The organism is Pseudomonas sp. AC083, from assembly GCF_979253165.1.
The window spans coordinates 264,721-288,285 of the sequence record NZ_CEEDDH010000003.1 but is presented as its reverse complement, the minus strand read 5'-3'; the positions used below and the strand labels follow the sequence as shown (position 1 = coordinate 288,285).

Annotated in this window: 27 protein-coding genes; 15 read left to right on the top strand and 12 right to left on the bottom strand. The window is 60.3% G+C overall.

The genetic code is table 11. From position 1 onward, the window contains the following. Positions 1 to 90 precede the first annotated feature (90 nt). The 3 genes from AC0IXA_RS07425 to AC0IXA_RS07415 all read left to right on the top strand — a co-directional run bounded on the left by AC0IXA_RS07425 (position 91) and on the right by AC0IXA_RS07415 (position 2,986). Positions 91 to 1,668, top strand: a complete 1,578-nt coding sequence (locus tag AC0IXA_RS07425; protein ID WP_341638722.1) for a histidine kinase famiy protein — start codon at positions 91 to 93, stop codon at positions 1,666 to 1,668. Between the two features lie 90 nt (positions 1,669 to 1,758). Further along, complete coding sequence (locus tag AC0IXA_RS07420; RefSeq protein ID WP_071174678.1) at positions 1,759 to 1,989, top strand: hypothetical protein; 231 nt, start codon at positions 1,759 to 1,761, stop codon at positions 1,987 to 1,989. A gap of 19 nt (positions 1,990 to 2,008) precedes the next feature. Continuing rightward, a complete protein-coding gene (locus AC0IXA_RS07415) occupies positions 2,009 to 2,986 on the top strand; it encodes an SDR family oxidoreductase (RefSeq protein ID WP_341638723.1) in 978 nt (325 codons plus the stop codon). A 16-nt stretch (positions 2,987 to 3,002) separates the two neighbouring features. On the opposite strand, the gene AC0IXA_RS07410 is transcribed toward AC0IXA_RS07415, so the two are convergent. The 3 genes from AC0IXA_RS07410 to AC0IXA_RS07400 form a co-directional block, all read right to left on the bottom strand. Continuing rightward, entirely contained in the window at positions 3,003 to 3,524 is a 522-nt protein-coding gene (locus AC0IXA_RS07410; RefSeq protein WP_341638724.1) for a DUF4142 domain-containing protein, read from the bottom strand. A gap of 49 nt (positions 3,525 to 3,573) precedes the next feature. After that, complete coding sequence (locus tag AC0IXA_RS07405; RefSeq protein WP_071174681.1) at positions 3,574 to 3,798, bottom strand: hypothetical protein; 225 nt, start codon at positions 3,796 to 3,798, stop codon at positions 3,574 to 3,576. Between the two features lie 133 nt (positions 3,799 to 3,931). Then, positions 3,932 to 4,123: a YegP family protein gene (locus AC0IXA_RS07400; protein ID WP_341638725.1), complete on the bottom strand. Its 192-nt coding sequence runs from the start codon at positions 4,121 to 4,123 to the stop codon at positions 3,932 to 3,934. A 202-nt stretch (positions 4,124 to 4,325) separates the two neighbouring features. Here AC0IXA_RS07400 and AC0IXA_RS07395 point away from each other — a divergent pair, with 202 nt between their 5' ends. Beyond that, positions 4,326 to 5,255, top strand: a complete 930-nt coding sequence (locus tag AC0IXA_RS07395) for a LysR substrate-binding domain-containing protein (RefSeq protein ID WP_471812391.1) — start codon at positions 4,326 to 4,328, stop codon at positions 5,253 to 5,255. Between the two features lie 154 nt (positions 5,256 to 5,409). Then, positions 5,410 to 5,775, top strand: a complete 366-nt coding sequence (locus tag AC0IXA_RS07390; RefSeq protein ID WP_016771238.1) for a 5-carboxymethyl-2-hydroxymuconate Delta-isomerase — start codon at positions 5,410 to 5,412, stop codon at positions 5,773 to 5,775. A 3-nt stretch (positions 5,776 to 5,778) separates the two neighbouring features. Here AC0IXA_RS07390 and AC0IXA_RS07385 read toward each other — a convergent pair whose 3' ends face one another. Together AC0IXA_RS07385 and AC0IXA_RS07380 are read right to left on the bottom strand one after the other, a co-directional pair. Beyond that, positions 5,779 to 6,714 carry a LysR family transcriptional regulator gene (locus AC0IXA_RS07385; RefSeq protein ID WP_024012014.1) on the bottom strand — a complete coding sequence of 312 codons (936 nt, stop codon included), beginning with the start codon at positions 6,712 to 6,714 and terminating at the stop codon, positions 5,779 to 5,781. Positions 6,715 to 6,891: 177 nt separating this feature from the next. Next, a complete protein-coding gene (locus AC0IXA_RS07380; protein ID WP_471812388.1) occupies positions 6,892 to 8,064 on the bottom strand; it encodes a cyanate transporter in 1,173 nt (390 codons plus the stop codon). A 398-nt stretch (positions 8,065 to 8,462) separates the two neighbouring features. Between AC0IXA_RS07380 and AC0IXA_RS07375 the strand changes: the two genes are divergently transcribed. The 5 genes from AC0IXA_RS07375 (at position 8,463) to AC0IXA_RS07355 (ending at position 13,439) form a co-directional block, all read left to right on the top strand. Next, positions 8,463 to 10,112, top strand: coding sequence for a phosphoethanolamine transferase (locus AC0IXA_RS07375; protein ID WP_471812386.1), 1,650 nt, complete (start codon positions 8,463 to 8,465; stop codon positions 10,110 to 10,112). Positions 10,113 to 10,275: 163 nt separating this feature from the next. Next, complete coding sequence (gene rnd / locus AC0IXA_RS07370) at positions 10,276 to 11,409, top strand: ribonuclease D (protein WP_125925306.1); 1,134 nt, start codon at positions 10,276 to 10,278, stop codon at positions 11,407 to 11,409. Continuing rightward, on the top strand, positions 11,406 to 11,699 hold the full coding sequence (locus tag AC0IXA_RS07365) for a YcgL domain-containing protein (RefSeq protein ID WP_016771234.1): 294 nt from the start codon (positions 11,406 to 11,408) through the stop codon (positions 11,697 to 11,699). The genes rnd and AC0IXA_RS07365 overlap by 4 nt, the downstream gene beginning before the upstream one ends. 105 nt (positions 11,700 to 11,804) lie before the next feature. After that, positions 11,805 to 12,737 carry a D-2-hydroxyacid dehydrogenase gene (locus AC0IXA_RS07360; RefSeq protein ID WP_341638729.1) on the top strand — a complete coding sequence of 311 codons (933 nt, stop codon included), beginning with the start codon at positions 11,805 to 11,807 and terminating at the stop codon, positions 12,735 to 12,737. Between the two features lie 252 nt (positions 12,738 to 12,989). Then, positions 12,990 to 13,439 (top strand): YcgN family cysteine cluster protein, encoded by a 450-nt coding sequence (locus tag AC0IXA_RS07355; protein ID WP_016771232.1) that lies wholly within the window; start codon positions 12,990 to 12,992, stop codon positions 13,437 to 13,439. Between the two features lie 124 nt (positions 13,440 to 13,563). On the opposite strand, the gene AC0IXA_RS07350 is transcribed toward AC0IXA_RS07355, so the two are convergent. The 4 genes from AC0IXA_RS07350 to AC0IXA_RS07335 all read right to left on the bottom strand — a co-directional run bounded on the left by AC0IXA_RS07350 (position 13,564) and on the right by AC0IXA_RS07335 (position 15,732). Then, positions 13,564 to 13,941 (bottom strand): YgaP family membrane protein, encoded by a 378-nt coding sequence (locus AC0IXA_RS07350; RefSeq protein WP_110645006.1) that lies wholly within the window; start codon positions 13,939 to 13,941, stop codon positions 13,564 to 13,566. A gap of 81 nt (positions 13,942 to 14,022) precedes the next feature. Then, positions 14,023 to 14,493: an RNA methyltransferase gene (locus tag AC0IXA_RS07345; RefSeq protein WP_007911337.1), complete on the bottom strand. Its 471-nt coding sequence runs from the start codon at positions 14,491 to 14,493 to the stop codon at positions 14,023 to 14,025. Between the two features lie 131 nt (positions 14,494 to 14,624). Continuing rightward, positions 14,625 to 14,996, bottom strand: a complete 372-nt coding sequence (locus tag AC0IXA_RS07340; RefSeq protein ID WP_003222612.1) for a YajD family HNH nuclease — start codon at positions 14,994 to 14,996, stop codon at positions 14,625 to 14,627. Between the two features lie 49 nt (positions 14,997 to 15,045). Next, on the bottom strand, positions 15,046 to 15,732 hold the full coding sequence (locus AC0IXA_RS07335) for a spermidine synthase (RefSeq protein ID WP_471812381.1): 687 nt from the start codon (positions 15,730 to 15,732) through the stop codon (positions 15,046 to 15,048). Positions 15,733 to 15,812: 80 nt separating this feature from the next. Here AC0IXA_RS07335 and AC0IXA_RS07330 point away from each other — a divergent pair, with 80 nt between their 5' ends. Next, the gene (locus tag AC0IXA_RS07330) at positions 15,813 to 16,097 is read left to right on the top strand and encodes a hypothetical protein (protein ID WP_016771228.1); all 285 of its coding nucleotides are present in this window, start codon (positions 15,813 to 15,815) and stop codon (positions 16,095 to 16,097) included. Here the strand turns inward: AC0IXA_RS07330 and AC0IXA_RS07325 are convergent. After that, a complete protein-coding gene (locus AC0IXA_RS07325; protein WP_016771227.1) occupies positions 16,094 to 16,567 on the bottom strand; it encodes a cyclic nucleotide-binding domain-containing protein in 474 nt (157 codons plus the stop codon). The two genes, AC0IXA_RS07330 and AC0IXA_RS07325, sit on opposite strands and share 4 nt — an antisense overlap. Before the next feature lie 238 nt (positions 16,568 to 16,805). Continuing rightward, positions 16,806 to 18,860: a S9 family peptidase gene (locus tag AC0IXA_RS07320; protein WP_471812378.1), complete on the bottom strand. Its 2,055-nt coding sequence runs from the start codon at positions 18,858 to 18,860 to the stop codon at positions 16,806 to 16,808. 235 nt (positions 18,861 to 19,095) lie between these two features. Between AC0IXA_RS07320 and AC0IXA_RS07315 the strand changes: the two genes are divergently transcribed. The 3 genes from AC0IXA_RS07315 to AC0IXA_RS07305 are packed head-to-tail and all read left to right on the top strand — an operon-like array spanning position 19,096 to position 20,940. Next, a complete protein-coding gene (locus AC0IXA_RS07315; protein WP_016771225.1) occupies positions 19,096 to 19,593 on the top strand; it encodes a hypothetical protein in 498 nt (165 codons plus the stop codon). 15 nt (positions 19,594 to 19,608) lie between these two features. Then, a complete protein-coding gene (locus AC0IXA_RS07310; RefSeq protein WP_471812376.1) occupies positions 19,609 to 20,385 on the top strand; it encodes a class II glutamine amidotransferase in 777 nt (258 codons plus the stop codon). A 12-nt stretch (positions 20,386 to 20,397) separates the two neighbouring features. Then, the gene (locus tag AC0IXA_RS07305; RefSeq protein ID WP_016771223.1) at positions 20,398 to 20,940 is read left to right on the top strand and encodes a DUF2937 family protein; all 543 of its coding nucleotides are present in this window, start codon (positions 20,398 to 20,400) and stop codon (positions 20,938 to 20,940) included. A 217-nt stretch (positions 20,941 to 21,157) separates the two neighbouring features. Here AC0IXA_RS07305 and AC0IXA_RS07300 read toward each other — a convergent pair whose 3' ends face one another. After that, positions 21,158 to 22,072 carry a LysR family transcriptional regulator gene (locus AC0IXA_RS07300; RefSeq protein WP_471812374.1) on the bottom strand — a complete coding sequence of 305 codons (915 nt, stop codon included), beginning with the start codon at positions 22,070 to 22,072 and terminating at the stop codon, positions 21,158 to 21,160. A gap of 159 nt (positions 22,073 to 22,231) precedes the next feature. On the opposite strand from AC0IXA_RS07300, the gene AC0IXA_RS07295 reads away from it, so the two are divergent. Beyond that, positions 22,232 to 23,518: an MFS transporter gene (locus AC0IXA_RS07295; RefSeq protein ID WP_471812372.1), complete on the top strand. Its 1,287-nt coding sequence runs from the start codon at positions 22,232 to 22,234 to the stop codon at positions 23,516 to 23,518. Positions 23,519 to 23,565: the final 47 nt, after the last annotated feature.

The following is a 23,565-nucleotide window of genomic DNA, read 5'->3' as shown; positions in this document are numbered from 1 at the left end:
ATCGGACACCCGCCGTTGCGGTGTGCGGCCTTGGCACTTCGCTCGCTGATGATGGTCACAGCGAAACGGAGTCACTTAGCGGAGGCCAACTTGCCCAGAAAATCCAGGCCGATCGTCGACCGCGCCGATGCGGCGACCCTTTCGCAAGAACGCAAAGATGTGTTTTTCGCGGCGGTGCAGGTCAGCCGTATGGCCATGATTGTCACCGATCCAGCGCAGCCCGACGATCCCATCATTTTTGCCAACAATGCGTTTCTTGAACTCAGCGGCTACGAGCTGGAAGAAGTGCTCGGGCGCAACTGCAGGTTTCTGCAAGGCGAGCAGACTGATCGTTCCGTCTTGCAACAGGTCAAGCAAGCGCTCAAACATCAACACGAAACCTGCGTGGAGGTACTCAACTATCGCAAGGATGGCTCGTCGTTCTGGAACGAGCTGTTTATCGCGCCACTATTCAACGAGCGCGGGCAACTGGTGTATTTCTTCGCCTCGCAAATGGACGTCAGCCGCCGACGCGACGCCGAGGACGGTTTGCGCTACAGCGAGAACATGGAAGCGCTGGGCCAGTTGACCGGTGGCATCGCTCACGATTTCAACAATCTGTTGCAAGTGATGATCGGCTACATCGAGCTGATCCAGCACACCGCCAAGCGGCCGAGCATTGATCCGCAACGCATCGTGGTCGGCGCCGGCCACGCTCGCGCGGCGGCGGAAAAAGCACGTTTGCTGACCCAGCATCTGCTGGCATTCTCCCGCCGACAACGGCTCGAAGGCCGGGTGATCAATCTCAATGCCTTGCTTGAGCGCTCTACGCTGCCGACGCATGAATCCGCCGATCTGGAACCGCGATTCGAACTGGCCGAGGACTTGTGGAACTGCCGGCTCGACCCGGCGCAGGCCGAGATGGCGCTGAATCATCTGCTGTCCAATGCCCGCGATGCGTTGGGGCAGCAGCAACAGCCGGTGATCACCGTGCAGACCCGCAACGTCGTTGCCCCGGACGCGACCGATCCACATCAGGGCGGACTGGCGGCGGGGCGTTACGTCTGCATCGCGATCGCCGATAACGGCGTGGGCATTGCCGCCGACGATCTCGACAAGGTCATGGAGCCGTTCTACACCACGAAAGAGGAAGGTAGCGGCGCTGGCCTCGGGCTATCGATGGTCTATGGCTTCGTCAAGCAATCCGGCGGCGTGGTCAAAATCGAATCGACGCCGGGGCTCGGTACCACGGTGCGCCTGTTCTTCCCGGCGGATGACAGTCAGCTATCGACACCTGGCTCCGCTGAAACCGCAGAAAACCTCAAGGGCACGGAGCGCATCCTGATCGTCGAGGATCGCGCCGAAGTCGCTGAACTGGCGCGCTTCGTACTGTCCGAACAGGGTTACCGGACCACCATCGCTGCAGACGCGAACGAGGCACTGGCGATGTTGCAGACTAGCGATTATGAGCTGGTCTTCACCGATCTGGTCATGCCCGGTGAGATGAACGGGCTGGCACTGGCGCGGGAAATCAGCCAGCGCTATCCGGCCATGCAGATCCTGCTGACGACCGGCTACTGCGCGGACGAGTCGACGCCCAATGAGCTGGCTGACAATGAGTTCGAATTGATCGCCAAGCCCTACGCGCCGGTGGATCTGTTGCGCAAGCTGCGCTCGATGCTCGGCTGAAAAAACGAACTGTCAGTGAACGTTCGGCGTCCATCCTTAAGACCACATTGAGCAACCAGTGAGGGGACGATCCCCGAGGAGATGTTTGCTATGAGTGATTATCCGATGGACGAAACCGATTCCGATCACCGCAACCGCCAGTTCGGCCAGGCGCTGGGACTGGACGCTGACGAGGTGGAGTCGTGGGTCAGTGCAATCGAAGAGGACGGCAGCGGCATGGGCTATGTTGTGCATTTTTCCAGCGAAACGCCGGTGGACGTACTGGCCAAGGTGCAAGGACTGGGCGATGACCTGATGATCAACATCGGGCCGATCGACTGAGCATCAGGGAGAACGGTTCATGCAGGAGCAACCTTTGGTGGTGATAAGCGGCGCCAGTGCTGGCGTGGGTCGCGCGGTGGCTCATCGATTTGCCGCTGGGGGCTACCGCATCGGCCTGTTGGCGCGTGATCCGGCGGGACTGGCCACCACGCAAGCAGAGCTGCAAGCGTATGGCGTTCAGGTCGAAACGGTTAGCGTCGATGTCGCCGATGCGCTCGCCGTGCAAGAGGCCGCGCAGCAACTGGAAGCCACGCTTGGGCCGCTGGCGGTGTGGGTCAACGCGGCGATGGTCACGGTGCTCTCGCCGATAGAACAATTGTCCGCCGCCGAGATCGAGCGCGTCACTCAGGTGACCTATCTCGGTACGGTTCATGGCACCTTGGCGGCGCTGTCGTTGATGCGTCCGCGCAACAAGGGCCTGATCATCCAGGTCGGCTCGGCACTGGCCTATCGCGCCATTCCGTTGCAGGCCGCCTATTGCGGGGCGAAGTTCGCTGTGCGCGGTTTTACTGATTCATTGCGCTGTGAGTTGCTGCATGAACGCAGCCATATTCGCGTGTGCATGGTGCAATTACCGGCGATCAATACCCCGCAGTTCGATTGGGCACGCAACAAATTGCCCAAGCGTCCACAACCGGTGCCACCGATTCACGACCCCGATGTGGCAGCACGGGCAATTTTCAGTGTGGCAAAGCATCCGCCGCGAGAGTTGTGGCTGGGGTGGTCGACGATCAAAGCGATTGTCGGCCAGTCGGTTATGCCCGGCCTGCTCGACCGTTTGATGGCGCGAAGTGCATGGTCCGGTCAGCAGACCAATGAGCCTGAAGACAACGAGCACCCGGACAACCTGTTCGAAGCGCAGCCGGATCGGCATCAGACCCGTGGCCGCTTTATCGGCCGCTCAAAGGACGCGGCGCTGGCCTTGACTTCGACCCAAGTGCTGGCGGTATCGGCAGTAATTGCCGTACTGGTGGCCGTGGTTCTATTACAGCTTTGATTGTTCCCCCGGTTGGTCAGGGGTTGACGGATTTCAGTGCGCCAGCGGAGGGCTTGAGTTTTTCCTGCAGGTCGCGGGCAGCTTTTGCCTGTTTCTCGATGTCCGGCAACGCGGATTGGGCGAAAGCCTTGAGCTGCGGATTTTGTGATGACAGCGCTTCTTTCTTGAACAGCATCAGCTTTTGCTCAAGGGTTTCGGCTTGGCTGTCGATGTAAATGCGGTCGAAGGAGTCATCCCTTGATTCAAGGCGTAGCTGCTTGGCTTTGGATGCCACGGAGGGTTCGGCGGGAACCGCCATCTGCTGGCTTTGCCCCAGCTGCCTGATTTGTTTATCGAAACGCTCATGGTCGGCGATCATTTGTCTGGCGAACGCTTTGACTTCGGGCAAGGCTGCCTTTTCCAAGGCGATGCGCGAACTGTTGTGCTGGAACAGGCTTTGCTGTGCCGCCTCTTCGATGAAGGCGTCGATGGTGTCTGCATGGCCTGGCTGGACGCTCATAGCCAAAACCGCAAGGCAGATCGCGGCGAGTGATTTCATGGCGCGTAACCTCCGCAGCATCGATGGATGGTGGCGGCCCGGGATCGGCTCATGGCTGCTGATAGTGGCCGGGGACGTTGTCGCCTTCGTCGGGCCTGGTGCGTTTCTGCACCTGGACGTCGCTCAGTGAAGCGGTCTTCAATTCGGCGAAAGCGGTCTTGACCAGGGTTTCAGCGAGACCCGGATCAAGGGTCTCGCCATCGTGGATCAGCGTGCGGCTTTGCGGCTGGTTGTCGACGATGAAACTGACGAGGTAGCGGTGCTCATGGGACATGGCTGAAATCCTTGGGTGCATGGCAGCAAAAATTGCAGTACATGCACCTTTGATGAACACCGCTGACAAGCATTCAAATAAACCCTTTGAAGGGCGACAGACGGTGCCGCTTTGCAGATGAAAAGGGCGTCGCTCAAATTTCCTTGATCGGCGTCTCGCCCTGTACGGCTTTGATCAGATTGATCACATGCAGGCAATCAGCCTTGTTCACATACGATTCGCCACTGGCCACGGTCTCGTGGTTGCGCGCGCGTAGACGCCAGCGCCATTGGCCTTTGCCAGTGCTCGAGGTGCCTCGGGTTTGTCGGTAGATTTCGAAATACATGGGGTTCGCTCCCTGCGATGGATGTGCGCGCCAACCTGTGTGGCGCATCGACGCAAGCCTAGCGCAGCGGGTTTTTTTGGCTATCGGGGATTTGTTTCCAATCGTTCGCGAATGTTTCTGCAAAAGCCGCTGCATAAACGTTTATGGACGGCATCCCCAACGCCTTTCTACACTGCCGCTATTCCAGGAGCAGGGGCAATGGATGAACCGCAATGAACTACGCAAGGCCGACATCAATCTGATGGTGGTGTTCGAGACCCTGATGCTCGAACGCAACGTGACCCGCGCGGCGGAGAAGCTGTTTCTTGGCCAGCCGACCATCAGTTCGGCACTCAACCGTTTGCGCACGATGCTCAATGATCCGCTGTTCATCCGCGTCGGCCATCGCATGGAACCGACGGCCCGCGCCGAAGACATTTACCGCCATCTCAAACCGGCACTGGATTCACTGTCGGCGGCGCTGAGCCTGACCCGCGATTTCGATCCCGCCACCAGCACCATGACCTTTCGCATCGGCCTGTCCGACGACGTCGAATTCGGCCTGCTGCCGCCGCTGTTGCGCGCGCTGCGCCAGGAAGCACCGAGCGTGGTGTTCGTGGTGCAGCATGTCGATTACTGGCGCATTCCCGACCTGTTGGCGGCCGGCGATATCACCGTCGGCATCAGCCAGACCCGCGGCCTGCCGGCCAACGCCAAACGCAAACTGCTGCGGCACATCCAGCCGAGCATCCTGCGTGCCGATGCTTCTGCTACACCGCTGACCCTCGACGAATATTGCGCTCGCCCGCATGTGCTGGTGTCGCACACGGCCAATGTCAGTGGCTACGCCGATGAGTGGCTGGCGGAACTGGGCCGCACGCGGCAGGTGGTGTTGTCGGTGCCGCAGTACAGCGCACTGCCGGCGTTGCTGGCCGGCACCGACCTGATCGCCAGCCTGCCGGATTACACCGCAGCGGCGATGGCGGCGTCCGGGGCGCTGTTCCAGGAACCGTTTCCGTTCAAGACGCCGACACTGGACCTGTCGATGGTCTGGCTCAGCCACGTCGACAGCGACCCGGCCGAACGCTGGCTGCGCTCGCGGCTCGAAGCATTCATGAGTGAACGGCCAGCTGAGCACTACGGTCCCTTGTAGGAGCTGCCGCAGGCTGCGATCTTTTGATCTTGATTGTGAAAAACACAAAATCAAAAGCTCGCAGCCTCGTTTCACTCGACAGCTCCTACAGGGAATGCGTTGAGCCGACTGTGGTATATGTACGCCCCCCGCACCCACCGACTGGAGATCCGCAATGCCACACCTGCACATGGAATACACCGCCAACCTGACGCAGTTGAACGCTGACATCGCCCTGATCCGGCTCAACAACACGCTGGTCGGTTCCGGTCAGTTCGGCGCGGAGTTCGACATCAAGAGCCGCGCGATCAAGATCGACAACTTCAAGGTCGGCACGGCGCAGGGTGAGCGCGCCTTCGTCCATGTGAAACTGGCCTTGCTCAGCGGGCGCTCGGCGGAGATCAAGAAGCAGCTCTCGCAAAGCCTGCTGGCGGTGTTGCAGGAGCTCTGCGAATGGCCGGCCGGGCTCGAAGTGCAACTGTGTGTCGAACTGCTCGACATCGATCGCGAGTCCTACAGCAAAGCCGCGATCGGCGTCTGACGCTCAGGCGTTTTCCAGCTCGCTGCACACCTGAATCACCTGCTCGCGCAGCCAGACGTTGGCGCTGTCCTGATCGGCGTTCTGGCTCCACTGCATGTCGAGGGTGAAACCCGGCAAGCCATTGGGCGCCTCGCAGTGGTTGAACACCGCGTCGTTGGTCAGCAAACGCTGGATACGCCGGGGCAGGGTGAGGATGAAGTCGGTGCCGGTGATCATCTTCAACGCGGCGCTGTAGCTGTTCGATCGCGCGACAATCTGACGTTTTTGCGCTTGCCGCGCCAGCCAGCCGTCGACCATGTTGGTGCTCGAGGTCCACGGCGTCGGGAACACATGCCGACGTTCGGTGAATGCTTGCAGGCTCAGGCGCGGCTCCAGTGGCGTGGCGCGTTTGTCGAAGACGCAGACCAGGTCATCTTCAAGCAACATCCGTGATTTCAGATCCGCATGCTGGCGGTGAAAGTGCGGGCCGAAACTGATCACCAGATCGAGGCTGCCGTCGCGCAACTCTTCGGCCGGCACATCGGTTTCAAACTTGTGCATGTTGACCATCACCGGCAAGTCATCGAAGTCGAAGCGCTTCAACAGTCGCGGCAGAATCAGTTGTTCGAAGTATTCCGGTGCGCAAATGTTGAAAGTCACCGCCTGCCGGCTCGGGTCGAAGGCCGGGGCACCGGCGTGGCAGAGGTTGATGCTTTCGAGGATTTTCTGCACATGGCCATACATGCTGCAGGCCTTGTAGGTCGGGCGCATGCCGGTGCGGGTGTTGATGAACAGTTCGTCTTCGAAACTGGTGCGCAGTTTCTTCAGGCAATAACTGACGGTGGACTGGCTGACGAACAGGGTTTCCGAGACATCGGTGACACTGCTTTGCTCGTACACGGCGACGAATACCATCAAGTCCTGCATGTCGAGCTTGCGAAGCAAATTACTGTTCAGCATGAGTTCCGTCTCGCTGTGCCCCCTTGCGCAGAATTCGCGCAAACGTGTGCGTACGATCCTAACGGAACGATGGTGCCAGGAGAAACCCTTGTAGGACATTTCACGGACACATGTGGGACAGAAACTTCTAGCAACACGACGTTGCCAATCTCGTGCGCAAAAGATGGCCAGAGGCCTCTAGCTCGGGCGAGGCAAGTAGCGCGCATAGTGGCGAGGGTCGAAGCGCGTCACCATCAGCAGCATGATCAACATCACCGCCGTCAACGCCCACCACGCGCCTTCGAAATTGCCCAGCCGATCGCGAATCATCCCTGCCAACAGCGGCGACAGTCCTGCGATCAGATAACCGATCCCCTGCACAAACGCAGTGAGGCCACCGGCACGCTGCGGCTCGTCGCAGTGATCCAGCGCGACGATCAGGCTCATCGGAAACAGACCGCCAATCCCCAGCCCCAACAGACAGGGCCACAGCAGGGCCAAATACTGCGGGACGAGTATCAGCCCGCAGAAACCGCCGATGATCAGCAACAGCAGAACCGCCACTATCCCGCGTCGATCACGGCTGCGATTGGCGATCGCAGGCACTGCCAGGCCGGAAATGACCTCCATCGCTGTAAGAAAACCCAACAGCAGCCCGGCGTTCTGTTCACTCCAGCCCTTTTCCATGTAGTACGGGGCGAGCCAGGCGAGGACGCAGGTGTAGGACGCCGTACCGAGGCCAAAGAACATCGCCAGCAACCAGGCGCGCGGGCGGGTGATGAAAGACTCCCGCCGGGTCCCCCTTGATATGGCTTGCGCTGGCTGCAAGCACCAGACCAGCAACGCGACCAATGCCAACGCCGCCCAGATGGCCAGCCCGACGCGCCAACTGCCGGTCTGCACCATCACCAGCGGCGCGAAAGATGCGGCAATCGCGGCGCCGCCCATGATCGAAGTCACGTAGATGCCCATGCACAACGCCACGTTGTCAGCAAAGCGCGATTTGATCAGCGCCGGCATCAATGCCTGAATCAGGGCTATGCCAACGCCGGCCAGTATCGCGCTGACGATCAGCTCGGCCGCCGAATCGATAAACAGCCGTGACAGGCTCGCCAGTCCGATGACCAACAGCGACAGCAGCACCGTGCGTTGTTCGCCCAGGCGCCGGCTGATGCCCAGGCCGAAGAACATAGCCAGCCCCATGGCCATCACCGGCAGCACCGTCAGCAGAGAGGCAAGCGTGAAGCTCAACGGTATATCGCCATGGATCGCCGACAGCAGCGGCCCGATGGCTGCCATTGATGGGCGCAGATTAAGTGCGACAAGGATGATCGCGAGCATCAGCCAAGCGGCGGGGCGGGTGTGATTCATCAGCGGGCCTTCGAATGCAGGGGCTGATGATTAGGCGTCGCGATGCGCGCATCGGCAAATCAGAAAACCCCGGGCCAGACCTAAAAACTCGATAACACCCTGTCCCGATCTGGGAGCGAGCCTGCTCGCGAATGCGTCACTCCAGACAAACAGTTATTGACACTGCGCTTTCGCGAGCAGGCTCGCTCCCACAGAGGACATTGCGAAGTGCCTGAAACTGAATAAACCCTGAACCATTCTCAAATACTCGCAAAGTTTCACGTTCGTACTCCAAGGCAACTAATCATTAGCATCTTTTTCACGAAAAATTGATCCATGGCTGCCTAAAGTTTGGCATGCCTCGGTGAATGAAATTTTCACACTTGACGAGGCTCTTCTTTCAGGAACAGTCACTCATCATGTTGAAGTTAAAAGCCGTGCGCCCGGAATGGGTGACGTTGTTTGCCAGCGCCTTTTTGTTGCTCGGTTTCAATCTGGTGCTTTGGCAACATCTGTTCGAGATCACCGCCGCCGATGGCAAGGGCATCGCCATGCGCGTGGCGTTCGGCATGATGATCTTTGCCGCGTTCAACATAGTCCTGACGTTATTCGCGTTCCGGCCGCTGCTTAAACCACTGTTGACCCTGTTGTTTTTAGTCAGCGCCGGCGTGGCTTATTTCATGAGCCAATATGGCGTGATGATTGATGCGGGCATGTTGCGCAACTTTGCCGAAACCAACGTCACGGAAGTGCGCGATCTGCTCTCGTTGAAGTTGTTTGCTTATATTCTCTTGCTGGGTATTTTGCCGTGTTTGGTGTTGTGGAAAGTACCGGTCAATTATCGCCGCTGGCATCGTGAGTTGTTCAGCAAAGTTATTGTCAGTGTTGCCTCGGCGGCGGTGATCGGTGTTGTCGCACTGGCCAACTACCAAGGCTTGTCGTCACTGTTTCGCAATCACCACGAAATTCGCCTGATGTTGGTGCCGAGCAATTACATCGGCGCATCCATTGGCTATCTGCAAGAGCAAGTGGTCTCGGCGCAGCAGCCGTTCATCAAGATCGGCGAAGATGCCCAGCGCAATCCCGACCTGCAGCTACAGCCACGCAAATCCCTCACGGTGCTGGTGGTGGGGGAGAGTGCGCGGGCGCAGAACTTCGGCATTCTCGGTTATGACCGCGACACCACCCCGCAACTGGACAAGGAGGCTGGCCTGATCGCTTTTACTGACGTGCATTCCTGCGGCACGGAAACCGCAGTCTCGGTACCGTGCATGTTCTCCAACATGGGCCGCAAGGATTACAACGCCAGCAAGGCCAAGAATGAAGAAGGCTTGCTCGATGTGCTCAAGCGTGCCGGCATCGATGTGATCTGGCGCGATAACCAGTCCGGCTGCAAAGGCACTTGCGACCGCGTCACGGTGCAGGATGTCAGCAAGTTGCAGGACCCGGCGCTGTGCGCCAACAGCGAATGTCGCGATGAAATTCTCCTGCAAGGCCTGCAAAGTTTCATCGATCATCTGGACAAGGACACCGTGCTGGTTCTGCATCAGATGGGCAGTCATGGCCCGGACTACTTCAAGCGTTATCCCAAGGAGTACGAACACTTCACTCCGGTCTGTGAAAGTAACGCGCTGAACAATTGCAGCCGCGAAAGTATCGTCAACGGTTACGACAACACCTTGGTCTACACCGACCATGTGCTGGCGAGCCTGATTGATGTGCTGCGCAGCAATCAGGACAAAGTCGACACCGCCATGCTCTATCTGTCGGACCACGGCGAGTCGTTGGGCGAGTACAACCTGTTTCTGCACGGCACGCCGTACATGCTGGCGCCCGAGCAACAGAAGCATGTAGCGATGCTGGCGTGGTTCTCCGACAGCTATCAGAAGGCCTATTCGGTCGACACCCATTGCCTGCAACTGAGCCGGGACAAACCGCTGAGCCAGGACAATCTGTTCCACTCGATGCTCGGCCTGCTGGAAGTGCGCAGCAGCGTGTATCAGCCGGCGCTGGACATGTTTGCCGGTTGTCGCGGCGCGGTGATCGACGGCGTGCTGGCCAAGCAGTGAAGCGTTTCCTGCCCGTCGGGCCAATGCGACGGGCCTTTCTGTTTCTGCTGTCAGACTATTCTTGCTGACAGGCAAGACATTTCCTTACAGCTCTTGCCCTTCAAAGGCGCGTAAATCGTCGGTGGCGATATATACTGCGCGCCATTCTTCAAGGGAGAGCCGTGTGGCTATCGATATTCACTGGATTCGCGACAACGAAAGCCTCGCGCAGTTTTGCGCCGAGTGGCAGCAGCTGCCGTTCGTTGCCCTCGACACCGAATTCATGCGGGTCGACACCTTCTACCCGATTGCCGGCCTGTTGCAGATCGGCGACGGCAAACGCGCCTACCTGATCGATCCGCTGACCATCAACGCCTGGCAACCGCTGGCTGCGTTGCTGGAAAACCCGGCGGTGCTGAAAGTCCTGCACGCCTGCAGCGAAGACCTCGAAGTGCTGTTGCGCCTGACCGGCAGCCTGCCGGCGCCGCTGTTCGACACGCAACTGGCCGCCGCTTACCTGAACCTCGGCTTCTCGATGGGCTATTCGCGTCTGGTGCAGGAAGTGCTCGGCATCGACCTGCCCAAGGGCGAAACCCGCTCCGACTGGTTGCAGCGCCCGCTGTCGGAAACCCAGATCAGCTACGCCGCCGAAGACGCGGTACATCTGGCCGAGGTGTTCGTCGAGTTGCGGCCAAGGCTGTCCGACGACAAATTCGCCTGGGTGCTGGAGGATGGCGCCGAACTGGTCGCCAACCTGCGCCGCGAGACCGATCCGTACGAGGTCTATCGCGAGGCGAAACTGGCTTGGAAGCTGTCCCGTGCGCAACTCGCCGTGCTGCGTGAGCTGTGCGCCTGGCGCGAAAAAGAAGCCCGCGCCCGCGACCTGCCGCGCAACCGCATCGTCCGGGAACACTCGCTCTGGCCCCTGGCCCGCACGCAGCCGGATAACCTCGCGGCGCTGGGCAAGATCGAAGACATGCACCCGCGTACCGTACGTCAGGACGGCCAGTTTCTGCTTGATCTGATCAAGCGCTCTGGCAGTGTGGGGCCGGATCAATGGCCGCCGGCAGTGCCCGAGCCGTTGCCCATCGAAGCCGCTGCGTTGATCAAACAACTGCGCGCGCTGGGTCAGGCCGAGGCCGAACGCCTGGGTATTGCCCCGGAACTGATGCTGCGCAAGAAAACCCTCGAAGCCCTGGTCAAAAGCGGCTTCCCCGAGGGTCCTTACCAATTGCCCGATTCGCTGCGTGGCTGGCGCCGCGAATTGCTCGGCCAGAAGCTGCTCGACAGCCTGGCCACCGCCGGAGAACAGCCTTGAAACGTATTTGCTCCATCTACCAAAGCTCCAAGCGCAGTGGCATGTATCTCTACGTGCTCAAGAGCGATGCGCTCGAGCGCGTGCCGGATGCGCTGATGACGGCTTTCGGCAAAGCGAAGCATTCCTTCGATCTGGTGCTGTCGCCCGAGCGCAAGCTGGCCAGCGAAGACATCACCGTGGTTCTGGAAAACCTCGACAAGCAGGGCTATCACCTGCAGATGCCACCGGCCGAGGACGAGTACATCGAGCACTTGCCCGAAGAGTTGCTGCGACGCAACGACCCGGTCTGACCCGCGAGGCCCTGTCCTGGGCCTCGGTTAACCCTGGAACTGTTTTTACCGCGATGGCCGGCCCAAACCCGGCGGCTGTCTGCACGGTTTGCGAAAGGTTTGAAGATGCGCGTTCTGATTGCTGAACACGACCACGCGATATACGCCCGCCTGCTGCGTCAGGCACTGCCCGAACTCGAAGTCCTGACCAGCGGCGACTCCGCCGAACTGGCGCGGCAGGCCGCCGATTGCCCGGTGTGGCTGGGCCAGCCGGATCTGCTCGCGACCCTGCTGCGCCAGGGCCATCAACCGCAATGGCTGCAATCGACCTGGGCCGGCATTACGCCGCTGCTGGCCGACGGCTTGCGCCGCGATTATCGCCTGACCCGCGCCGTGGGGATTTTCGGTCAGGTCATGGCCGAATACGTGCTGACCTACATCCTCGGCCACGAACGCGAAGTGCTGGCGCGGCTGGTCAGCCAGGTCGAGCGCAAGTGGGACAACCGCAGCGGCCAGAGTCTGGTCGGGCGCAAGGTGCTGATCGTCGGCACCGGTGACATCGGCCAGAGCGTTGCGCAGTTTCTCCTGCCGTTCGGCGTCGAGCTTTATGGCATCGCCAGCAGCGCCCGCGAACAGGCGCCGTTTGTCGAAGTCGCCGCGCTGGCCGATCTTCCGCGATTGGTGGGGGAGGTGGATTACGTGGTCAATCTGCTGCCGAACACCGAACACACCCACGATATCTACGACGCGGCGCTGTTCAAGCAATTCAAACCGACCGGACTGTTCATCAACGCTGGACGCGGTGTCGCGGTGGTCGATGCCGATCTGGTTGAAGCTTTGAAGGAAGGGCATCTGGCCGGCGCGGTGATCGACGTCTGCCGTCAGGAACCATTGCCGCAACGCCATCCATTCTGGACCGCGTGGGGCTTGCTCCTGACCGGGCACAGCTCGGCACCGACCTCGCCGGCGCTGATGGTGGATTTGTTTGTGCAGAACCTGAAGGCGTACGAGGCGGGTGAGGCGTTGCGTGGGGAAGTGGATTTCACCCGCGGTTATTGATCCAGCGCCGATCATCGTGGGAGCGAGCCCGCTCGCGAAGAGGGCGTGTCAGTCGACAACAGCGTGCCTGACACAGCGCTTTCGCGAGCAGGCTCGCTCCCACATTGGTTTCAAAGGGTAGTCACCAGGTTGCTCAGTGGGCGGCGCTGGCGCTGACAAGCGGATTTACCGACAGTCGCCAGCGCTTGGCCCTTGCGCTCGCTGGCACTAGACTGGCGGCCTTTTCACCACCTTGATGTTGATGCTTGAGCCATGGCCGCCATAGTCGAACCGTTCTGGAAACGCAAAACCCTCGATCAGCTCGATCACGAGGAGTGGGAATCGCTGTGCGACGGCTGCGGCCTGTGCTGCCTGCAAAAGCTCGAGGACGAAGAAGACAACAGCGTCTATTACACGCGCATCGCCTGCAAACTGCTGGATCTTAAAACCTGCCAGTGCAGCGATTATCCGAACCGGATCAAGTTTGTCCCTGACTGCATCCAGCTCACGCCGGGTCAGGCGGAAGAATTCAAATGGCTGCCGCCGACCTGCGGTTATCGGCTGGTCAGCGAGGGCAAGGATCTGCCGTTATGGCATCACCTGGTGTGTGGCGACCGCGATGCGGTGCACCATGAGCGGATTTCCCAGTCCGGGCGCATGCTCGCCGAAGGCAGCGTGCCGGAAGATGACTGGGAAGATCATCTGATTTTTCGCGCGGGCTGATGAGGTGGTGGTGGGTTTTTGAACCCGTAAAGATCAAAAGATCGCAGCCTTCGTCAGTTCCTACAATGGAAAACGTGATTCCGTGTAGGAGCTGCCGGAGGCTGCGATCTTTTGCTTTAAAGCCTCAGACGCCGGCTTTCGGCGAGGTCAGCGAATCATTGCCGGTCACAGTGGCTGTTTCAGTAGCCACTTCGGCATTGGTCTTCAGCTTGCTCAGCTCTTCCCCAGCGCGTTCGATCTTCGCCCGCACATTGCTCATGTCCTGACGGCCTTTTTCCAGCAGACTTTTCGCCGAGCAGTGCCCGGTAATGCCACGGGCCACGGCCATGCCGCCGAGCGCCACTTGAATCAGGCCGAACACGCCGCCACGGCGCAGGCCCTTGCCGACCATCAGCACGCCGCCGGTCAACGAGCCGACGCGCTCCCAGCCATGCACATTCTTGTGCGAAGGCGACTGGAACGGGGTGGATTCGATGCGTTCTACGCGTTTGAGCTCGCTCATGGTCTATCTCCAGGCAGGGTGCGATTGATAGATAAGCTGACTGCCAGGGCGGTCAGCTTGTTCCATCGAATGTGCGACGCTTCAGCGGAATTTCGGCCCGGAGCGGGTGTTCAGGCCTTTGGCCATGCGGTCGTAGAGCACGACGTTGACCGTGGCGGCGAGGTTCATGCAGCCGGTGGTCGGGATGTACACGACGTCTTCGCACCAGTCGCGAATCTCTTTATCCAGCGAGCCGTCTTCGGGGCCGAAGATGTACAGGGCGCGGTCGGGGTGGGTGTATTCCGGCAGCGGCCGGGCGCCTTCGACCAGCTCCACGGCGACCGGCACGCAGTTGAGCGGGAGGATCTTTTTCAGATCATCGATGCCGATCAGCGGGATGTCGTAGTGCACGCGTTTGGTGTCGGTGACGAAATCGGCGGCGCGTTCATAACGCTTGCCGGTGTAGAACACCGACGCTACGCCGTAACAGCCTGCGGCGCGCATCACCGAACCGACGTTCTCCGGAGATTTTGGGTTATACAAACCAATGCAGCTGTACCTTTTGTCTGCCACGAGCGGGGTGCCTTCGGGAAAAAGAGGGCGATTATACGGGGATAAGATCAAAAGATCGCAGCCTTCGGCAGCTCCTACAATTGCATGGCGTACACCCTGTAGGAGCTGCCGAAGGCTGCGATCTTTTGCTTTTAATCTTCTTTTTTCATCAGGCCAGCGAGGGCCGCAAACGGGTTATGCGTGGCCTTGGCGATCTTCGGTGTGCTCAGCGAGCCGTCGCCGAAATACTGCTGATCGGTATAACGCGAGTGTTCGTTGTCGTGGCAATACAGGCACAACAGCTCCCAGTTCGAGCCGTCCTGCGGGTTGTTGTCGTGGTTGTGGTCGCGGTGGTGCACGGTCAATTCGCTCAGGCGCTTGCCGGAAAATTCACGGGCGCAGCGGCCGCAGACGTGCGGGTACATCTTCAGGGCCTTGTCGCGGTAGCCCATTTCCTTGTCGCGCTGGTTGTCGGCGAGGATGCGGTCCAGCTTCGACGTGTTGGTGGGGGTGGACGAACTCATGGGTTCACCTTTGCAGAAAGACTGATGACGGTTATGCGCAGAGTTTAGCTCAGCCCTTGAGCTTCTCGGCAATCCAGATCGTGTGACGGGTGCCCTTGTTGCCGTGGGCGAAGACCTGGACTTCTTCGGCCTTGAAGCCGGCCTTCTTCAATTTGTCGGAAAACTGCCGGTCGGCGCTGGCCGACCACACCGCGAGCACGCCTTTGGGGCGCAGGGCCTTGGCGCAGGCATTCAGACCAGCGGCGGAGTACAGCCAGCTGTTGGCCTTCTGGGTCAGGCCTTCGGGGCCGTTGTCGACGTCGAGCATGATCGCGTCGAAACCGTTCGGCTCGCTTTGCAGCACATTGGCCACATCTTCCTGACGGATCACCGTGCGCGGGTCGAGCAATGGCCGACCGGATTTCTCCCCGAGCGGGCCGCGATTCCACTCGACCACGCCGGGCACCAGCTCAGCCACTACCACTTCGGCGGACTTGCCCAGGTTCTTGAGTGCCGAGGCGAGGGTGAAACCCATGCCCAGGCCGCCGATCAACACCCGCGAATTCGGCCGGCCGGCGACCTTGCGGCAGGGAATCTCGGCCAGCGCATCTTCAGAACCGTGCATGCGCGTGTTCATCAACTGCCCGCCGTCGCCGCCCTGGATCTTGATGACGAAATCCTCGCCATACTCGAACAGGCACAGGGCACCGCCGTTTTCAGGGATCGGGGTGGTGTCGAGCAGAACGAAACGTTTCATGGAAATCTCTACAAGGGGGAAGGCAAGCAGGCGCGTTGGGAGTAGCCTGAGCACAGACTAGAGGCCAAACGGAGCCCTTGATGAAGCGCACCATTCTAACGGTCATTACCCTGGCCGCGCTCGCGATTACTGCAGTGCAGGCCCAGCAGAGCGTTCCGGTCAGCCCGACGCCGCAACCCGGTTCGCCCGGCACCGCGACGCCGACGCCGTATCCGCAGATCACCCCGATCACCCTGCCCAAGTCGGGCGCCGGCAGCGGCAGCCCACCGCTGGTACCGATCGAAATGCCCAGCCCGCCGAGCAAGGATCAACCGGTGCCGGGCATCGAGCCGAACGGCAACAAGGTCAAATCCCCCGGCGGTTAAACCTGTTGCGCGGCGAGTTGGCCGTCGGCCATGCGCAGGCGTTTGGACAGCGAGACGGCGAGGGCGCGGATGATCTTTGCGGCGATTTTTGGTGCGTCGTTGAGCATTTTTTCCAGCGAATCCTTGCCCAGGTTGAGCAACTGACAGTTGCTCGCCGCGATGCAGGTAGCCGAACGGCGCTCGCCATCAAGCACGGCCATTTCACCGAAGGCACGGCCGCTGCGCAGGGTGGCCATGGTGATGACCTGGCCGTCGGCGCCGGTTTTCTGCACGGCGACCTGGCCGGTATGGATGATGCACATGAAACTGCCGGCATCGCCCTCGCGAAAAATCGCCTCGCCCTCAGCAACGGTGCTGATGCTGAAGTAACCGGAAGCGGCCGCAAAGTCGGCCAGCTGTAATTGATCGAACAGGCCACAGTCCATCAGCCAGTCGCGGATTTCGTTGTTCAGGAAGGTCGGTTCTGACATGTCGGTGCGGTCTTTATTGTTTTCACATTTCAAGGCTATACACGGATCCCGTAGGAACGGGCTTTTGTGGCGAGGGGATTTATCCCCGCTCGGCTGCGCAGCAGTCGCAAGTCCTGCCAACTCGGTGCTTCAGAAATACTGAGTTTGCAGGTTTTGGGGCCGCTTCGCAGCCCAACGGGGATAAATCCCCTCGCCACAATGGGTCTGGAATTAAGACCCAAGTGACCGACGGAGTTCCTCAGGCCAGGCCCAAAACCTTGAACACAAATGCATATTCGAGCGCTACGTCACGTAATCCCTGATAGCGCCCGCTCATGCCGCCATGCCCGGCGCCCAGTTCGGTCTTGAGCAGCAGCACGTTGTCATCGGTCTTGGTCGCGCGCAATTTCGCCACCCACTTGGCCGCTTCCCAATACTGCACGCGGCTGTCGTTGTAACCGGCGATCACCAGCAGTGGCGGATATGCCTGCGCGGTGACGTTTTCGTACGGCGCGTACGCCTTGATCCGATCATAGACGTCCGGTTCTTCCGGGTTGCCCCATTCGTCGTATTCGGTGACGGTCAGCGGTAGCTCGGGGTCGAGCATGGTGTTGAGCACGTCGACGAACGGCACTTCGGCAATCGCTACGCCGAACAGATCCGGGCGTTGATTGAGCACCGCGCCGATCAGCAAACCACCGGCGCTGCCGCCGCTGATCGCCAGTTTCTCCGCCGAGGTGATGCCGTTGAGGATCAGAAACTCGGCGCAGGCGATAAAGTCGCTGAAGGTGTTGTGTTTGTGTTCCTGCTTGCCGGCGCGATACCAGGCTTCGCCCAGCTCACCACCACCGCGTACGTGAGCGATGGCGAAGGCCATGCCGCGATCGAGCAGGCTCAGGCGCGCGTGGGAAAACCACGGATCGAGGCTGGAACCGTAAGCGCCGTAACCATACAGGTACAGCGGCACCGGTTTACCGACCATCTCGCGCTTCATCACCAGACTGATCGGCACCTGCGTGCCGTCCGGGGCGGTGGCCCATAGACGTTGGCTGACATAGGCGTCGGCATCAAATTGGCCGAGTACCGGAGTTTCCTTGAGCACCGTTTGCTCGCCGCTGGCGAGGATCAACTGGCGCACCTGGGCCGGGCGATTCAACGCTTCGTAGCGCAAGCGAATGCGATCGCTCTCGAACTCCAGGCTGTTTTGCACATGCAGACTGTAGGCCGCATCGGGCAACTCCACGCGATAGGACGCCTGGTCCTGCGGGTGAACCTCAATGATCGGCAGGCCACCTTCGCGCAGGCTCAAGGTCATCGCCTCTGCGTTGAGGCTGACGCCGTCGAGCATCACATCATCGTTGTGCGGGATCAGGTTCTGCCAGTCGGCCTCGCTTGGCGGCACGCCAGTGTCCGGGGCCTGATACAGAGCGAAGTTGATGCCGTCGCGGTTGGTGCGGATAAACCAGGTCCAGACGCCATCTAGCAGGCCGTGGTCGACGTCGTATTCGTGATCTTCGACCCGTGGCGCCAGGCAGCTGAATGGCAGATGTGGCTGATTGGCGTCCAGCGCCCAGACTTCACTGGTGGTCTTGCTGCCCAGCGACAGCAGCAATTGCTGTTCGGAGCTGGCGCGGTAGCAATGCAGGAAGAACCGCCCGTCCGGCTCGTGAAAAACCTCTTCGGCGGCAGTGCCGTCGAGGCGATAGCGGAACAGTTTATGCGGGCGATGGGTGTCGTCGAGCACACCGAAAAACAGGGTCAGGCTGTCGTTGGCCCAGGTCATGCTGCCGTCGCAGTCCTCGAATTCCAGTTCGCTGACCCTGTCGTTGGACAGCTCTTTGACGAACAGCGTGTAGACCTCATCGCCCGAAGCATCGACGCTGTAGGCCAGGCGCTGGTGATCGGGGCTGATGCTGAAAGCACCGAGCGAGAAGAAGCCGCCATTGGCCAGCGCATTCGGGTCGAGCAGCAATTGTTCGCGGCTTTCATCGAGGGTCAGGCTGTCGTCGGCAGGACGCGGGCAGCGGTAGTGCCGGGCGTATTCGTCACCGGCGGTGGTGCGCGTGTAATACAGATACGGGCCCCAAGGCGAGGGCAGGGACAGATCAGTCTCGAGAATCCGGCCCTTGATCTCATTGAACAGGCTTTCGCGCAGTTCGGCCTGATCGGCGGTTTGCGCTTCCTGATAAGCGTTTTCAGCCTTGAGGTAGTCGAGCACCGCTTCGGTGTCGCGCTCCTGCAGCCAGGCATACGGGTCGGCGCCGGGCGCCCGGTGGGCAATCGGGGCAGTCATGACATTGGCGGATTCGGGCATGGAAGGCTCTCGGACAAATATACAAATAGGGGTTTCGCAGCACTTGAGACTGCCGCAATCCCTGTAGGAGTGAGCCTGCTCGCGAAAGCGGTGTGTCAGGCAACGCTGTTGCAACTGACAGTCCGTATTCGCGAGCAGGCTCGCTCCCACAGGGGCGGCTGCTGGCCGTCTGGTATTGGGACAAGCCGCATGGGCGAAAAGTCGTTACTATAAGCGCCTATTTGCCTGCCTTGCCATGGACACCATGACCGAGAACGACTATCTGATCGCCTGGGGCCTTTACGCCTTTGCCGCCGTGGGCTGCCTGCTGGTATGGATGCGCCTGACCACCTGGATGTGGCGCTGGCTGCGCGAGCCGCTGCGTGTGCTGATGGCGGTGTTGCTGTTCAGCCCGACCATCGTCGATCCGGTGAAGGCCAAAGTAGCACCGGCCATCGCCATCACCGCCCTGGACATGCTGTTCAAGGTCGGCAACAACGCCTGGCGCGCGGTTTCCGATCTGTTCATGTACGGCATGATCGCCTTCGGGGTGTATCTGGTTTTTGTCTTGATCCGCCTGCCGATCGAGCGTGCCTCGACAGCCCGGCGTGAACGCGCCGAGGCCGCCAAGGCCGCGGCCCGTGCCGAAGAGCGCGACGATGATCAACCGTTCGGCGGCGCCGGTGATGACCGCTACGGTCGCCCGCCAGTGCCGAACAATCCGCAGCGCATGCGGGTCGAGCCGCGTCTGTAACCCGAGAGTCCGCACATGTGTGAATTACTGGGCATGAGTGCCAACGTGCCGACCGACATCGTGTTCAGCTTCACCGGCCTGATGCAGCGAGGCGGTCGTACCGGCCCGCACCTCGACGGCTGGGGCATCGCTTTCTATGAAGGGCGCGGCTTGCGTCTGTTTCAGGATCCGGCAGCGAGCAGCGAGTCGGAAGTCGCCAACCTGGTGCAGCGCTATCCGATCAAGAGCGAAGTGGTCATCGGCCACATCCGCCAGGCCAATGTTGGCAAGGTCTGCCTGTCCAACACCCACCCGTTCGTCCGCGAATTGTGGGGGCGCAACTGGTGTTTCGCGCACAACGGCCAGCTCGCCGACTTCATTCCAATCAAAAGCTTCTACCGCCCGGTCGGCGATACCGACAGCGAAGCGGCATTCTGCGACCTGCTCAACCGTGTGCGTGCTGCGTTTCCGGAACCGGTCGATATCAAAGTGCTGCTGCCGGATCTGGTCGCTGCGTGCGCCGAATATCGCAGCAAAGGCGTGTTCAATTGCCTGCTCAGCGACGGCGACTGGCTGTTCTGTTATTGCTCGACCAAACTCGCCCAGATCACCCGACGCGCCCCGTTCGGCCCGGCGCGGCTCAAGGATGTCGATGTGATTGTCGACTTCCAGGCCGAAACCACGCCCAACGACGTGGTCACGGTGATTGCCACCGAGCCTCTGACCGAAAACGAAACCTGGACCCGCTACGAACCGGGCCAATGGAGCCTGTGGCGACGCGGCGAATGCGTCAGCCAGGGCAAGACCGAATAAGGATTTGCACCCATGTTGCTCAGTTATCTACGGCTGGTGTTGTTTGCGGCGGGCCTGTTGATCGGTGTTCAGGTGCCGGGGTTCATCAACGATTACGCCCAGCGGGTCGAAGCGCACCTGATCGAAGCGCAGACCGGCCTGCGTGGTTTCCAGGGCACGGCCGATCAGTTTTTCAAAGGCGACATGCAGGCGCTGGTCGCGCATTACCGGGCCAGCGAGGACCCGATCTTCCGCAGCGATGCCGACAGTCTGAACACCTTGCTCACTCGACAGGTGGCGCTGGATAAACAATTTCAGGCGATGCAAGGGCCGTGGTATGTGCGCTTCCTGCAAGTGGTGCTCGCCGCCGATCCGGATATTCGCAAGGAAACCTGGAACGGCTACAGCTACCAGATCCTGCTGACGCCAGAGGCGATGATCTGGGGCATGAGCGGCGCGTTGCTGCTGTCGTTCGGCATCGAATGCCTGTTCCGCCTGATCGACTGGGTCGTCCTCGGCGGCCGCCGCCTGCGCCAGAGCCGACCGATCGAAGATCGCGACGTGCGCGGTTTGTAAGACCTGCTCAATCCGCTGGCAAGAGAGGCTTTATGGCAGGGGATTCTGTGGCGAGTGGGTACTGAGGTGAGTGGGTTCTGTGGTGAATGAGTTCCGTGGCGAGGGGATTTATCCCCGTTGGGCTGCGCAGCAGCCCCAAAACCTGCACTGAAAGACCGCGTTGGCCGCAATCACGACTACTGCGCAGCCGAGCGGGGATAAATCCCCTCGCCACTGATCATTCAGTGAGGGTGATGCAGTCCTTGCCCACCTTTTGCGCATATCCCGCCAAGACCTGCTGACACAACGTCACAATCTCCTCGACCCACTCAACCCCGACCCGCCACGACACCACCACCGGCAAATCCCCTGGTCGCTGCTCGATGTCGAGCAAGATCAATTCGCCACGTGCCAGCTCCTCGGTCACCAGCACCGGCGGCAGCGCGCCGATACCAAAGCCGTCACGCAATAACCGGGTGATCGCCGACACCGAATTTACACAATTCAAGCGGGGCGCCAGCACGCCGTTGGCTTGCATCAGCGCGACGATATCCTGATGCGGCCGTGAGTTTTTCGAGTAGGTGATGATCCGCTCCTGCGCCAGTTCGGCGAGGTCGGCGTAGTCGCGGTTGTAGATCGAATTGCTCGCGACGATCCAGCCCAGCGGATGGCTGGCCAACTCCAGGCTGCGCACGCTTTCGTGGCGGATCAGATCGGTTTGCAACACCAGATCGAGAAAACCTTTTTGCAGCTGATCGCAGAGGTTCAGCGCGGTATCTGCGACCAACTCGATCTCCACCCGTGGATACAGATCGGTCATCTGCGCCACCAGTGGGCTCAGCCAGGTATGAATCACCGTGTCCATCACGCCGATACGCACCCGCCCGACCTTGCTCGAACGGGTCTCGATCGATTGTTTCAGCGCTGCCATGGTGTCGAGCATCTGCTCGGCATAGTCGAGCACTTTCAGGCCTTCCGGGGTCAGGCTGACGCCGCGTGAATCGCGCAGAAACAGCTTCACGCCCAGCTCGCCTTCGAGCACTGCAATGCGGCTGGAAATCGATGCCTGGGTGGTGAACAGCTTGTCAGCGGTCAGGCGAAAACTCTTCAGGCGCGCGACCCAGACAAAGGTCTCGAGAAACTTCAGATTCATGGACAAGGCTCGGCTGACAAATTTTTCTTATGCCTAAGGCGGGTTTTTATTCGTTGGACGGCGCAGGGCAGGGCGACGAAAAATCGGCGCATCCGGTTCCCACGATAGGCGTCGTCGGAGCTTCGAACAAGACCAATAAAAGCCCTGCGGAGATTTGCCATGAGTGCTCCCGACACCCTCCCGTTATGCAAACCTGTGACGCGCCCCGGGCCGTTCGACTGGTACCGCAACATCAACCAGCAGGAGCGCCGCACGTTCTGGAGCTGCAAGATCGGCTACGGTCTGGACGGCATGGACACGCAGATGCTCAGCTTCGTTGTGCCGACGCTGATCGCGATGTGGGGCATCACCACTGGCGAAGCGGGGCTGATTCACACCAGCACCCTGATCGCCTCGGCCATCGGCGGCTGGGTCGCCGGGATTCTCTCCGACCGCATCGGCCGCGTGCGCACCCTGCAACTGACGGTGCTGTGGTTCGCCTTCTTCACCTTCCTCTGCGGTTTCGCGCAAAACTACGAACAATTACTGATCGCGCGCACCCTGATGGGCTTCGGTTTCGGCGGTGAATGGACCGCCGGCGCGGTGCTGATCGGTGAAGTGATCCGCGCGAAGGACCGCGGCAAAGCGGTGGGCATGGTGCAATCCGGCTGGGCGCTGGGCTGGGGCCTGACGGCGATTCTGTACGCGTTGCTGTTCTCCGTGTTGCCAGCGGAAGATGCCTGGCGCGCGCTGTTCATCCTTGGCATCGTGCCGGCGATATTCGTGATTTTCGTCCGTCGCCTCGTGAAAGATCCTGAGATCTATCGCGAAGCCAAAGCCGCGCAAACCCCGCAGAACCCGGCGAAGTTCTACGAGATCTTTGCCCCTGGCATGCTCTTCACCACGTTTCGCGCGTCGTTGCTGACCACCGGTGCGCTGGGCTGTTATTACGCGATCACCTCCTGGCTGCCGACCTTCCTCAAGAATGAACGCGGGTTGAGCGTGCTCGGCACCGGTGGTTATCTGGCGATGGTAATCGTCGGTTCCTACGTCGGCTATGTGATCAGCGCGTATCTGACCGACCTGCTCGGACGGAAAAAGAATTTCATCTTGTTCGCGGTCGGCTCATTCACCATCGTTCTGCTCTACACGCAGATGCCGGTCAGTAACGGCGTGATGCTGTGGCTGGGCTTTCCGCTGGGCTTCTTCGCCTCGGGGATTTTCAGCGGCATGGGCGCGTTTCTCACCGAATTGTTCCCCACACGGATTCGCGGCTCGGGCCAGGGTTTCTGCTACAACATCGGCCGCGCACTGGCGGCGTTGTTCCCGCTGTTGATCGGCCTGCTCAGCCAGAAAGTGCCGCTGAGCATGGGCATCGGCGCCTTCGCGGCGGTTTCTTACGGCGTGGTGATTCTGGCGGCGCTGAGCCTGCCGGAAACCCGTGGCAAGCAACTCGACGCGCAGTAACTGATACCCTGCGCAGAAGTCTCCTACAGATAAAAAGACCAGCAGCT